Origin of the sequence: Mesorhizobium sp. B2-7-3 (assembly GCF_006440715.1) — a bacterium.
Classification (GTDB): domain Bacteria; phylum Pseudomonadota; class Alphaproteobacteria; order Rhizobiales; family Rhizobiaceae; genus Mesorhizobium; species Mesorhizobium australicum.
In genome coordinates this window covers 314,998-327,782 of sequence record NZ_VFTY01000004.1, presented here as the reverse complement: position 1 = coordinate 327,782, position 12,785 = coordinate 314,998, and the positions used below count along the sequence as shown (strand labels likewise).

Below are 12,785 nucleotides of genomic sequence, written 5' to 3'. Positions count from 1 at the left end.
GCATCGTGTGCTTGGCAAGCAAAGCAAATGCCAGCATGAATGATGGCGAGAAAGCGGCCGACTCGTGCCGCTCTAGTTTGGGCAGGGCACCGGATCACCACATGCACATGAAGTCGCTTGCAATAATCGCCGCATTGGCGCTGTCGACTGCTATTGCCGGTTGCAGCACCATCGGCGGGCAGATGTTCTCCAACGACTATGGCGCGGTGACCGATGCCGGTTACCAGCTGCCGCGTATCCCGATCGAGAAGGTCCCCTCGAAGTACCATCGCCAGGAAGTGAGTTACGACTCCAAGGAAAAGCCCGGCACCATCATCGTCGATACGCAGAACAAGTTCCTGTACTTCATCGAGGGCGATGGCCGGGCAATCCGCTACGGTATCGGCGTCGGCCGCGAGGGCTTCGAATGGCACGGCACCGCCCATATCGCCATCAAGCGCGAATGGCCGACCTGGACGCCGCCTTCGCAGATGATCAAGCGCCAGCCCGAACTCGCCAAGTTCGCCGGCGGCATGGATCCGGGCCTGAAGAACCCGCTCGGCGCGCGCGCCATGTACCTGTTCAACAAGGGCGGTGACATGGGCTACCGCCTGCACGGCAGCCCGGAATGGAACTCGATCGGCAAGGCCATGTCGTCGGGCTGCATCCGGCTGATGAACCAGGACGTCATCGACCTCTACAATCGCGCCGAGGTCGGCGCCAAGGTCATCGTTCTTTAGGCCATGATCCCGGAAAGCCTGTCCGCTTTTCCGGCATATCGTGGTTAGACTGGAAGTCGCCTTTCATACGCGGACCGTCTAGGCAACAACGGACGTCCCAAACAGAAAACCGGGCAATTCGGCCCGGTTTTTTGTTGTCCGTGGGTAGGAAATTGCCGTCTAAGAGACCTGCTCGACCTGCTGCACTTCCGGCACGAAATGGCGAAGCAGGTTCTGGATGCCGTGCTTCAGCGTCGCCGTCGAAGACGGGCAACCGGCGCAGGCGCCTTTCATGTGCAGGAACACGGTGCCGTTCTCGAAGCCGCGGAAGGTGATGTCGCCGCCGTCCTGCGCCACCGCCGGGCGCACCCGCGTGTCGAGCAGCTCCTTGATGGTGATGACGAGTTCCTCGTCGGCCTTGTCATAGAATTCACCGGTCTGGCTGGTCTCGGCGGCGGGGCCGGCCTTGGCCATGACAGGCGCACCGGACATGAAATGCTCCATGATCGCACCGAGGATCGCCGGCTTCAGGTGCTGCCAGTCCGGGCCGTCTTTGGACACGGTGATGAAATCGTAGCCGAAGAACACGCCGGTGACGCCGGGAATTTCGAACAGCCGCCCAGCCAGCGGCGAGGCAATGGCCGCACTGTCGGCATCGCGGAAATCGGCGGTGCCTTCTAGGAGCACTTCCTTGCCGGGCAGGAATTTCAGCGTCGCCGGATTGGGCGTCGACTCGGTCTGGATGAACATGGCCGTCTCCATGCCCGTTTGGGCAACTAGTTTAGAATAGTTCTAAATAGGCTCTATCGGCTGGACATTCAAGCGAAACGCATCGCCCGAACGGCTGGCTGGCGGAATGTTTTTGCGACTCATGCCAAGCACTGCGAAGTATGTCGAGATTCGGGTCAGGCCGAGTCGAAAATGATGGTTTCCGAGAACCGGAGCGGAGCGTACTTGAAGTACGTGAGCAGCGGAAGCGCAGGGAGCGTCATTTGCAGGCCGCCATCACCCGAATGTCGATACACTTCAGGCGAGGCTGTCGATCTCCTCATCCGACAAATTCTGCGGCACCACGGTCACCGGGATCGGAAAGGCAGCGCCTTTGCCAGCCACGGCGCCGACCAGCGGTCCTGGACCTTCCTTGCCGGCGCCGGCCGCCAGCACGAGGATGGCGATGTCCTGGTCTTCCTCGATCAGCTTGTGGATCTCTTCCGTCGGTTTGCCTTCGCGCACCACCATCTCCGGTTCGATGCCGAGCTTCTGCCGCACCTTGTTGGCGTAGCCGTCCAGTGCGGCGCGCGCCGTGGCGTTCGCCTCCTCGCGCATGATCTTCTCGACCCCCAGCCAGTGCTGGAAGTCGTCCGGTACGATGACATAGAGCAGCACCAGCGTGCCGCTGGTGCTCTGCGCCCGCTTCGAGGCGTAGGCGACGGCGCGCTCGCATTCCGGCGTGTCGTCGATGATCGTCAGGAATTTCCTGCGGTGACCGGCTTCGCGGCTGAGGCGTTTGGAGACCATGTCTATCTACTCGGTGTCTTTTCGGCCGCAATCTGCCACCGCCGCTGACCGGCGGCAAGCCGCCGGCCTTGTGCCAGTGTTGTGCAGTGCACGGCGCCGCGATCAGCCCTGCAGCAGCCCGATAATGTCGCGCACCGTCTTCATCGTCGTTTCGGCGAGCACGCCGGCGCGTTCGCCGCCATCCCGCAGCACGGCGTCGACATAGGCGCGGTCGCCCTGGATACGGCGCATCTCGGTGGCGATCGGCGCCAGCCTCTCCACCGCGAGATCGGCCAGCGCCGGCTTGAATACAGAGAACTGCTGGCCGCCGAATTCCTTGAGCACATCGGCCTTCGACATCTCGGCGAGACCGGCATAGATGCCGACCAGGTTCTCCGCCTCGGGCCGGCTTTCCAGCCCGTCGACCTCGCTCGGCAAGGCCTCCGGGTCGGTCTTGGCCTTGCGGATCTTCTTCGAGATGGCGTCGGCATCGTCGGTCAGGTTGATGCGCGACAGGTCCGACGGGTCCGACTTCGACATCTTCTTGGAGCCGTCACGCAGCGACATGATGCGCGCTGCCGGCCCGCCGATGACCGGCTCGGTCAGCGGGAAATAGCCGTTCACCGTCTCCTCGCCTATCCTCATCTCGACGCCGACGCCAAGACCGGCGATGCGGTCGGAGAAATCGTTGTTGAATTTCTGCGCGATGTCGCGTGTCAGTTCCAGGTGCTGCTTCTGGTCCTCGCCCACCGGCACATGGGTGGCGCGATAAAGCAGGATGTCGGCCGCCATCAGCGAGGGATAGGCAAGCAGGCCCAGCGAGGCGTTCTCGCGGTCCTTGCCGGCCTTGTCCTTGAACTGCGTCATCTTGTTCATCCAGCCTATGCGCGCCACGCAATTGAAGATCCAGGCGAGCTCCGCGTGCTGCATCACCCGCGACTGGTTGAAGACGATGTGCTTCTTCGGGTCGATGCCGGAGGCGAGGAACGCCGCGGTGATCGACCGCGTCTGGTCGGCAAGGTCGTCATGGACAAGCTGGGCGGTCAGCGAATGCAGGTCGACAACGCAATAGATGCAGTCGGACGTATCCTGCAGGGCGACGAATTTCTTGATAGCGCCGAGATAGTTGCCGAGATGCAGATTGCCGGTCGGCTGAACACCGGAGAAGACGAGTGGCTTGAAGGCGGACATGGTTTTCCTCATGGCTTGTGGAGGGCCGTATAAGCGTGATTCCGAAAAGTTGCGGACTTTTCGGAGCCAATCATGCGGCTGGAAACCGCGCGCGGCGAAAGTCTGCGACGGCGCGCTTATGGACGAGAGCGCGGGCGGGATCAAGACCGGCCAGGCGGGATGCTCGGCCGATCTATTCGTCGAGTTCTGATTTTGCCACGGACGGGCCGGCTTCTGTCCTCCGGCGCCCCACATTGCGCCGGATCATGCCGAAATCGGCGCCGCCGGTGGCGAAAGCGGTGACGAAATAGAGCAGCGCCCCGCCGGCCACCAGTGCCAGCACCGTCGTCGCCTTGACGACCAGCGGCGAGCCGGGGCCGATCCTTGTGGCCAACCAATGTTCGGCGAAATAGAGGGCGACACCCATGACCACCGCCGACAGCACCAGCCGTGGGATGCGCCTCAACAGCGGCACGTCGCGGCCCCAATGGCCGCGCCGGATCAGCACGGCAAGCAGCATCAGCGCGTTGACCCAGCCGGCAACGGCGGAGGCCACGGCGATGCCGGGTGCACCCATCCTCGGGAACAGCGTCAGCGCGGTGGCGACGTTCACCGCCACGGAGATTGCGGCGAAGATCATCGGCGTGCGCGTATCCTCGCGGGCGAAATAGCCTGGGGTGAAGGCCTTGATCAGCACGAAGGCCGGCAGACCGAGACCGAAGATCGCCAGGATCGCCGCCACGACAGGTGTCGAATGGTTGGCGGCGAACGCGCCGCGCTCATAGACCAGCCGCACGATCGGTTCCGCCATCACCCAGAGCGCCGCCGCCGCCGGCAAGGTCATGAACAGGGTGAATTCGACGGAACGGTTCTGCAGATTGGCTGCCTCGATCAGATTGCCTGACTTCAGCGCCCGCGACAGTTCGGGCAACAGCACGATCGCCACCGCTACACCGACGACACCGAGCGGCAACTGGTAGACGCGGTCGGCATAAGCCAGCGAGGACACGGCACTGTCCTGCGCGGAGGCGATGGCCGTTCCGATCAGCTGGTTGATCTGGGTGATGCCACCGGTGATCGCCGCCGGCAGCGCCAGGATCAGGAGCCGCTTCACGTTCGGCGTCATCCTAGGCCGGCGGAAGCCGATCGAGATGCCCGCATTGCGCACCGCCACCCAGACGATGGCGAGTTGCACGACGCCGGCCGCCAGCACGCCCCAGGACAGGCCGAAGCCGACAGCGTGTGCATCCAGTCCGTGATACCAGGCATAGCCAAGCACGCTGATGAGGATGATGTTGAGGAAAGCCGGCGCGATTGCCGCGGCGAAATAGCGCCGCAAGGAGTTCAGCATGCCCGCCATCATGGCGGCGAGCGACATGCAGATGAGATAAGGGAACATGATCGTCGCAAGCGTGACGGTCGTCTCGAACTTGCCCGGCGTGTCGGCAAAGCCCGGCGCCACCAGGTAGCGCACGATCAGCGGCATGGCCAGTTCCATGGCGATGGTCAGCGCCAGGAGCGCGGTGAACAGCACCCCGAACACCTCTTCGGAAAAACGCCTGGCGCCATCGGTGCCGTGTGTCTCGATCTCCTTGGCGAACAGCGGCACGAAGGCGGCATTGAACGCGCCCTCGGCGAACAGCCGGCGAAAGGTGTTGGGGAACTGGAAGGCGGCATTGAAGGCGTCCGCGACCGGTCCGGTGCCGAGTGCGGCCGCCATCAGCATCTCGCGGCCGAAACCGAGCGCACGGCTCATCAGCGTGCCGGACGCGACGGTAGCGAATTTCTTGACGAGACTCATGCGTTCGCAAACTGCCTGTGGGATTGGAAGAAGGGGATGATGGCCGTCACTCGGCGGCTGCCTTGGCCTTGCCGCCGCGTTCGAGCGCTACACCTTCGAGCGTCGCTATCAGCCGGTTGCGGATGGTGGCGATGCGGGCCGGGTTGTCGATCTTCTGACCGGTCAGGTCGGTGACATAGAAGGTGTCGATGACCTTCTCGCCGAAGGTGGTGATATGCGCCGATGCGATGTCGAGCGACAGGTCGGATAGTGTTCCGGTGATTTCCGACAGCAGGCCGGGGCGGTCGAGCCCCTCGACCTCGATCACCGAAAACCGGTTCGACAATGCGTTGCGGATTTCGGCGCGTGGCGGAATCTTGAAGACCTTGGATCCGCGCCTTGGCTTGGTGCGTTTCTCGATCATCTCCGGCAGCCAGCTCTTGCCCGACAGCACGTCCTCGATCAGCCGGCCGACACGCTCGGCGCGCCGGCGTTCGTCCTCGTCGCGGTCGAATTCCCTCGAGATCAGGATCGTGTCCAGCGCGCGGCCGTCCGACGTGGTGAAGATCTGCGCGTCGACGATGTTGCCGCCGGCGCCGGCGCATGCCCCGGCAATCACCGAGAGAAGACGGGGATGGTCCTGCGCCAACACGGTGATTTCGGTAACCGCCTCGAACTGGTGGGTCTTGACCATGGTGGCGAGCTTGTTGCCCGCCGCGTCCGCCTCGCGGATGAATTCGGCGTGGCGAAGCTGGTCCGGCAGGTCCACCGTCAGGAGGTAGTTTTCATAATGCAGCCCGACATAGCGCTTGCGCGCCTTGTCGGGCCAGTCGGCGAGCGCCTCGGCCAGGCGTTCGCGCGCCGCCGCCGTGCGTTGGGCGCGCGAGACCTCCGAAAAGCCGCCGGTCAGCAGCAGTTCGGTCTCGTAGTAGAGCGTACGCAGCAACTGGCCCTTCCAGCCGTTCCACACGCCCGGTCCGACGCCCCTGATGTCGCAGACGGTGAGGATCAACAGCATCTTCAGCCGCTCGACCGATTGCACGATCGAGGCGAAGTCCTCGATCGTCTTGCGGTCGTTGAGGTCGCGGGTCTGCGCCGTCATAGACATGACGAGGTGGTTCTCGACCAGCCAGGCGACAGTTTCCGTATCGGCCGGCGAAAGCCCCATATGCGGGCAGATCCGCCTTGCGATCCTGGCGCCGGCCTCGGAATGGTCCTCTGGTCTGCCCTTGGCGATGTCGTGCAGCAGGACGGCGACATAGAGCGCCTCGCGGCTTTTCTTCAGCCCGGGCATCAGCGCATGCGACAGCGGATGCACCTTCTCGCCGTCGCCGCGCTCGATCTCGGCCAGCACGCCGATGCAGCGGATCAGGTGCTCGTCGACCGTGTAGTGGTGGTACATCGAGAACTGCATCATGGCGACGATCTTGCCGAAATCCGGGATCAGCCGGCCCAGCAATCCCGCCTCGTTCATCCGCCGCAGGTTGAGCTCGGCGTTGCGGTCCGAGGTCAATATGTCGAGGAACAGCCGGTTGGCTTCCTCGTCGCGCCTGAGCGACTTGTTGACCAGGCCGAGCGAACGGGTGAGCAGTTTCAGCGCATCGGGATGGAATTCCAGCCCGTGCTTGTCGGCAAACCAGAACAGCCTGAGAAGATTGACCGGGTCGCGCTCGAAGACGCCGTCGTCGGCGATGTTGATGCGATGGTTGTCGACGATGAAGTCCGACGTGCCGGCAAGCTTGCGCTTGCGGCGCTGGAAGGTGAGGAAGATGCGGTTGAAGCCGGGAACATGCTTGGCCTGCTCCTCCTCCAGCGCGGCGCAGAAGATGCGGGTCAGGTCGCCGACATCCTTGGCGACGAGGAAATAGTGCTTCATGAAGCGTTCGACCGCCGACAGGCCGGGATGGGTCGTATAGCCGAGCCGTTCGGCGATCTCGCGCTGAATGTCGAAATGCAGCCGCTCCTCGGCCTTGCCGGTGAGGAAGTGCATGTGGCAGCGCACCGCCCACAGGAAATCCTCGGCCTTCTGGAACTCGCGGTACTCGGCTTCGGTGAAGACGCCTTTTTCGACCAGTTCCTCGCCGGTGCGCACCCGGTAAAAATATTTGCCGATCCAGAACAGCGTCTGCAGGTCGCGCAGGCCGCCCTTGCCGTCCTTGACGTTGGGCTCGACCAGATAGCGGCTTTCGCCGGCCTTGGCATGGCGCTCGTCGCGTTCGGCAAGCTTGGCCTGCACATATTCCGGGCCGGTCGTGCGTACCACCTCATGGTCGAAGCGCAGCATCAACTCGTCATAGAGCTTGCGTTCGCCCCACAGGAAACGGGCTTCCAGGATCGAGGTGCGGATGGTGATGTCGGTGCGCGACAGCCTGAGGCACTCATCGATGTTGCGGGTGGCATGGCCGACCTTCAGCCCCATGTCCCACAGCATATAGAGCATATATTCGACCGTCTGTTCGCCCCACGGCGTCTGCTTGTAAGGCAGCAGGAACAGAAGGTCGATGTCGGATCCCGGCGCCAGCGTGCCGCGGCCATAGCCGCCGACGGCAACGACCGCCATGCGTTCGGCCGAGGATCGGTTCTTCACCCGGTAGACATGGGTTGCGGCAAAATCGTAGAGCGAGCGGATCAGCTCGTCCATCAGGTGCGACAGCCGTTCGGCGCAGGCATTGCCGCCGCCATCTTGTCTCAGCATGGCCTCGGCTGTCTTGCGGCCCTCGGCGAGACGCCCCTTGAGAAGCTGAAGGACGGCCGTGCGGATGCCCTTGCTGGAACCGTCGCCGGCGCTGGCCGCGGTCAGCGCGGTCATCTCGCGGCGCAAGGGTTCGCCGTCGATCAGTTCATCGAGCTTCAGTGAGATTTTCGCCATAGATACCGGTTGGCCTTGCCTTTTGGGCGGCGTCTATAGCGTGTTTTCGCGGCGCTGGGTATGGGCCTGCTGTCAATCCGGCGATCGCTCTAGTCGTTTGCCTCGACTGAAGCGAGCGGGACGACAATCTGCCGCCGTAGCCTGCAGAGATCGGTGATCTGCCGCGCTGCCCGGCTGGCCTCCCTGCGGATACGCGCGAGAGCCCGTATCCTGTGTCCATTGGCGAGCCCGCTTGCGACCCACTCAGCCTCCCGGCCCTGTTCGAGCAGGCTCGGCAACCTATTGCCCACGAACTGGTCCTGCGCACAGAGCGCCGGAACAAGCTGGTAGATTGTCTTGCCGGTCGAGATCGCGAATGTGGGATCGAAGATGAGACTGTCCACCGCCACATTCACATCGGCGGTTGTCTCGAGAAGGGCGCGTGCCGTCTGCCGGGAGAGCAGGTATCCGCCCGTCCCTATATGGTTCTTGCGGAGCCTGAACAGGGAAAACCCGCCGCCGACGGGAAACCTCTCCCGCTGGATCACGGTTGTGTGGAAGAATGTCTCGAGCTTGACGACATCTGCGTCGGCGGGGATCCAGCTCGCATCGGCAAGCAGCCTATCGGCTTTCGCGGAAAACACCATGTCGTCCTCGAAGACGGCGCCGTACGGCGCGTCGTCTTGCGCGATGATGGCCCAGCAGGCGCGATGGCTGTGCAAGCATGCGATCTCGCTGCCGGACAGACGTCGCACCGCATATCGTGCATGCTGGCGCTGCAGCGCGAGGTCTGGCCGGTCCCTTGCATCGATTGCGGCAACCCGCTCGAATCCGAGGCCGATGCGCGCAAACTCCGCCGTCATATGGGCAAGCCGGTCGGGGGACCTATCGAGGTTGATGACCAGACACTTCATTTCTTTAACAAAACTTTTTTCTTATGGCGCTCTATAGCACATGCGGAACCAGAGTTTTTATTTATGAGAAGGACTTGGTTTTTTGTAAATAAACAGGGAAACACGGATGTTTACCATCTCCTGGCTGGAATCACTATCGATATTTTGGATAGAGCAGGATTCAATTTCTGTGTCCGCTCGCCACACGGCAAGGTGGAAGCAACGCGGAGCTCTATATTTATCTTGGCAGGCTTTGGAGCTTCCTGCCATAGATGTCGGTCGGGCTTGCCTTCCGGCGGAGCTCAAGCGCATTCCTGCGGCGCCGGATATGGACTTGCCGGCCGTCAGGCAAGATTAGTCGGCTTCCCAGTCGTCTCGAAGGGGACAACGATGTGTCGCCGACCTCTGCAGAAGCCGAGAACCCACCGCGCTGTCCGTCCGCCTTCCCTCATTATTCTTTCAGCCGTCGGGCTTCTGCGTTTCGCGGCAAGCTCATTACCGGTTCTTGCGGCATCCCGCTCTTGGCCAAGCAGGCTTGGCAGTCGGTCGCTGACGAACTGGTCCTGCACACACAGCGCAGGGACGAGCTGGTAGATCGTCTTGCTGGATGAGACCCCGAACGCCGGGGTGAAAAGTAGATCGTCGGCGGTGATATTGATCGTTTCAGTCGCTTCGAGGAGATCGCGCGCGGCCTGTCTGGAGATAATGTAACCCCCGGTCCCCGGATGGTTCTTGTAAAGCCTGAACGCGGAAAAACCATGACCGGCGGCGATCCTTCGCCGGTGGATGAGGGTCTTCTTGAAGTACGTTTCCAATTTGACAATGTCGGCATCGGGCGGAATCCATCCGTCGTCAGCAAGCAACGGACTGGCCTTTGCTGAAAAAACCACGTCATCCTCGAAAACGGCGCCGTAGCGAGCCTCGTCCTGCGCCAGCATCGTCCAGCAGACGCGGTGGCTGTGCAGGCAGGCGACCTCGCTGGCCAACAAACGCCGGGACGCATAAATCGGATGTTGCGGTTGCTGCCCGAGTTCAGGGTGGCTACGTGCATCGACCGCCGCAACGCGTTGGAACGCGACGCCGATCCGGGCGAACTCTGCACTTATGTGTGCAAGTCGGTCCGGGGACCGATCTAGGTTTATGACCAGGCACTTCATTGTCGACAAAGGTCCAGCGGGATGGGCGGCGAACGATATATTAGAAGCGGCGCGCTTTTTAGTGTGGGCGCGCGGTTGTGTACAGTTTTCGCCATTTGGTCAATCCGCTGGGTTCGGAGAACCGAATTCAAAACAGCCCTTGACCTTCCAGTTACTGGAAGCACTACCTCTGCCTCGAAGCAGGTGCATCGAGGCATTAGAGATGACGCATTCAGATCACGATCATCACACGCATGGCGCTCATGGCGGCTGCTGCGCGGCAAAGGGCACGGGCGGAGATTCGGATGCGGTTCTGCGCGATCCGGTCTGCGGCATGACGGTGGAGCCGGCCGCCGGCAAGCCGACATCCGAGCATGGCGGCCGCCTCTATCATTTCTGCAGCGAGCGATGCCGTTCGAGGTTCCAGGCCGAGCCGGAAAGCTACCTGACCGCCGTTGACCCTGTCTGCGGCATGATCGTCGACCGCGCCGACGCCAGGTATTTCGCCCGCCATGAAGGCCAGGGCTTCTATTTCTGTTCGGCCGGCTGCAAGGCGAAGTTCGAGGCGGCGCCGCAAACTTATCTCGGCGACAGGCCGGCGCCGGCGCCGATGCCCAAGGGCACGCAATACACTTGCCCCATGCATCCGCAGATCATCCGCGACAAGCCCGGCTCCTGCCCGATCTGCGGCATGGCGCTCGAGCCCATGGGCGTGCCGACGGGCGATGAAGGGCCAAATCCCGAACTGGTCGACTTCACCAGACGCCTCTGGGTGAGCGCGGTGCTGTCGGTCCCGCTGCTGATCTTCGCCATGGCGCCGATGGTAGGCCTGCCGCTTGAGGGCCTGGTCGAGGATCGCGCGAAGGTCTGGATCGAACTGGTGCTGGCGAGCCCGGTGGTGCTGTGGGCCGCTTTCCCGTTTTTCCATCGCGGCTGGGACTCGATGCTCAACCGCAGCCCCAACATGTGGACGCTGATTTCGCTGGGTGTCGGCGCCGCCTATCTCTACAGCGTCGTGGCCACGCTCTTCCCGGACATCTTTCCGCATCAGTTTCGCGGCCATGGCGGTGCGGTGCCGGTCTATTTCGAGGCGGCCGCCGTCATCGTCGCGCTGGTCTTCCTCGGCCAGGTGCTGGAACTGCGCGCCCGCGAGAAGACCGGATCGGCGATCCGAGCTTTGCTCGACCTCGCGCCGAAGACCGCGCGGCGGGTCGCCGAGGACGGCGCCGAGATCGATGTCGGGCTGGACGAGGTCAAGACCGGCGATCGCCTGCGCATCCGTCCCGGCGATGCCGTCCCGGTCGACGGCACGGTGCTCGAAGGCCGCTCCTCCATCGACGAATCGATGATCACGGGCGAGCCCTTGCCGGTCGAGAAGGCCGAAGGCAACGCCTTGACCGGCGGCACGCTCAATAAGAACGGCTCGCTGATCATGCGCGCCGAACGGATCGGCGCCGAGACGACGCTGTCGCGCATCGTCGAACTCGTCGCCAAGGCACAGCGCTCGCGCGCCCCGATCCAAGGCCTGGCCGACCGCGTTTCCTTCTACTTTGTCCCGACCGTCGTCCTGGTCGCGATCGCCGCATTCGTCGCCTGGGCGATCTTCGGCCCCGAGCCCAGCCTGATCTTCGCCATCGTCTCGGCGGTTTCGGTGCTGATCATCGCCTGTCCCTGTGCGCTGGGTCTCGCCACACCGATGTCCATCATGACCGCCACCGGGCGCGGCGCGCATGCCGGTGTGCTGATCAAGGAAGCCGCCGCGCTCGAGCGCTTCGCCTCCGTCGACACGCTGATCGTCGACAAGACCGGCACGCTGACCGAGGGCCGGCCGAAATTGACCGATGTCGTTGCTGCCAGCGGCTTTTCCGAGGACGAATTGCTGAGATGCGCCGCGACCCTGGAAAAAGGGTCGGAGCATCCGCTGGCCGAGGCCATCGTCGACGGAGCCGGCCAGCGCGGCGTGAAGATCGCCGAGGCCGGCAGCTTCGAGGCGGTTACCGGCAAAGGCGTTTCCGGCACGGTGTCGGACAAGAAGGTCGCGCTCGGCAATGCCGCGATGATGGCCGATCTCGCCATCGACGTTTCCGGGGTCCTGGCCAGCGTGGAAGCCTTGCAGGGCGATGGCAAGACGGTGATGTTCGTCGCTGTCGACGGCAAGCTGGCCGGCATCGTCGCCGTCGCCGATCCGGTCAAGGCGACCACGGCCGAGGCGATCAAGGCACTGCATGGCAGCGGGCTGCGGATCATCATGGCGACCGGCGACAATGAGCGCACGGCCAGGGCGATCGCTGGACATCTCGGCATAGACGAGGTTCGGGCAGGTCTGTTGCCGGAACAGAAGGCAGCGCTGGTCGAGGAACTGCGCGGCAAGGGTGCCGCCGTCGCCATGGCCGGCGACGGCGTCAACGATGCGCCCGCGCTTGCCGCCGCCGATGTCGGCATCGCCATGGGAACGGGCGCCGATGTCGCGGTCGAAAGCGCCGGCATCACCTTGGTCAAGGGCGACCTCAACGGCATCGTCCGCGCCCGAACGCTGGCCCAGGCGACCATCGGTAATATCCGGCAGAACCTGTTCTTCGCCTTCCTCTACAATGTGCTTGGTGTGCCGGTCGCGGCCGGCGTGCTTTATCCGCTCACCGGCACGCTACTGTCGCCGATGCTGGCGGCGGCGGCGATGAGCCTGTCCTCGGTCTCGGTGATCGCAAACGCATTGCGCCTGAGAACGTTGAAACTGTGAGATTAACCCCCAGATACGAAATCCAA

The 12,785-nt window shown here is 63.2% G+C and carries 9 protein-coding genes; 2 read left to right on the top strand and 7 right to left on the bottom strand.

The genetic code is table 11. The features are described 5' to 3' along the window. Positions 1 to 101: 101 nt before the first annotated feature. Positions 102 to 719 carry a L,D-transpeptidase gene (locus FJW04_RS11725; RefSeq protein ID WP_140714241.1) on the top strand — a complete coding sequence of 206 codons (618 nt, stop codon included), beginning with the start codon at positions 102 to 104 and terminating at the stop codon, positions 717 to 719. Positions 720 to 878: 159 nt separating this feature from the next. Here FJW04_RS11725 and FJW04_RS11720 read toward each other — a convergent pair whose 3' ends face one another. From FJW04_RS11720 to FJW04_RS11690, 7 genes are all read right to left on the bottom strand, one after another. Further along, the gene (locus tag FJW04_RS11720; protein WP_015314175.1) at positions 879 to 1,448 is read right to left on the bottom strand and encodes a NifU family protein; all 570 of its coding nucleotides are present in this window, start codon (positions 1,446 to 1,448) and stop codon (positions 879 to 881) included. Positions 1,449 to 1,724: 276 nt separating this feature from the next. Further along, the gene (locus FJW04_RS11715; protein ID WP_010913128.1) at positions 1,725 to 2,216 is read right to left on the bottom strand and encodes a universal stress protein; all 492 of its coding nucleotides are present in this window, start codon (positions 2,214 to 2,216) and stop codon (positions 1,725 to 1,727) included. 102 nt (positions 2,217 to 2,318) lie between these two features. Then, the gene (trpS, locus tag FJW04_RS11710; RefSeq protein ID WP_015314174.1) at positions 2,319 to 3,386 is read right to left on the bottom strand and encodes a tryptophan--tRNA ligase; all 1,068 of its coding nucleotides are present in this window, start codon (positions 3,384 to 3,386) and stop codon (positions 2,319 to 2,321) included. Positions 3,387 to 3,558: 172 nt separating this feature from the next. Continuing rightward, positions 3,559 to 5,166 (bottom strand): murein biosynthesis integral membrane protein MurJ, encoded by a 1,608-nt coding sequence (gene murJ, locus FJW04_RS11705; protein ID WP_140714239.1) that lies wholly within the window; start codon positions 5,164 to 5,166, stop codon positions 3,559 to 3,561. A 46-nt stretch (positions 5,167 to 5,212) separates the two neighbouring features. Next, positions 5,213 to 8,014, bottom strand: a complete 2,802-nt coding sequence (locus tag FJW04_RS11700) for a [protein-PII] uridylyltransferase (protein WP_140714237.1) — start codon at positions 8,012 to 8,014, stop codon at positions 5,213 to 5,215. A gap of 89 nt (positions 8,015 to 8,103) precedes the next feature. Continuing rightward, entirely contained in the window at positions 8,104 to 8,907 is an 804-nt protein-coding gene (locus tag FJW04_RS11695) for a glycosyltransferase family 25 protein (protein WP_140714235.1), read from the bottom strand. A gap of 323 nt (positions 8,908 to 9,230) precedes the next feature. Continuing rightward, positions 9,231 to 10,043, bottom strand: a complete 813-nt coding sequence (locus FJW04_RS11690) for a glycosyltransferase family 25 protein (RefSeq protein WP_015314170.1) — start codon at positions 10,041 to 10,043, stop codon at positions 9,231 to 9,233. 202 nt (positions 10,044 to 10,245) lie between these two features. Between FJW04_RS11690 and FJW04_RS11685 the strand changes: the two genes are divergently transcribed. Further along, positions 10,246 to 12,759 (top strand): heavy metal translocating P-type ATPase, encoded by a 2,514-nt coding sequence (locus FJW04_RS11685; protein WP_140714233.1) that lies wholly within the window; start codon positions 10,246 to 10,248, stop codon positions 12,757 to 12,759. Positions 12,760 to 12,785: the final 26 nt, after the last annotated feature.

Coding starts and splice junctions, on each gene's coding strand:
- FJW04_RS11685 (WP_140714233.1), top strand. CDS start 10,246: ATGACGCATTCAGATCACGATCATCACACGCATGGCGCTCATGGCGGC.
- FJW04_RS11725 (WP_140714241.1), top strand. CDS start 102: ATGCACATGAAGTCGCTTGCAATAATCGCCGCATTGGCGCTGTCGACT.
- trpS (WP_015314174.1), bottom strand. CDS start 3,386: ATGTCCGCCTTCAAGCCACTCGTCTTCTCCGGTGTTCAGCCGACCGGC.
- FJW04_RS11700 (WP_140714237.1), bottom strand. CDS start 8,014: ATGGCGAAAATCTCACTGAAGCTCGATGAACTGATCGACGGCGAACCC.
- FJW04_RS11695 (WP_140714235.1), bottom strand. CDS start 8,907: ATGAAGTGTCTGGTCATCAACCTCGATAGGTCCCCCGACCGGCTTGCC.
- FJW04_RS11690 (WP_015314170.1), bottom strand. CDS start 10,043: ATGAAGTGCCTGGTCATAAACCTAGATCGGTCCCCGGACCGACTTGCA.
- FJW04_RS11715 (WP_010913128.1), bottom strand. CDS start 2,216: ATGGTCTCCAAACGCCTCAGCCGCGAAGCCGGTCACCGCAGGAAATTC.
- FJW04_RS11720 (WP_015314175.1), bottom strand. CDS start 1,448: ATGTTCATCCAGACCGAGTCGACGCCCAATCCGGCGACGCTGAAATTC.
- murJ (WP_140714239.1), bottom strand. CDS start 5,166: ATGAGTCTCGTCAAGAAATTCGCTACCGTCGCGTCCGGCACGCTGATG.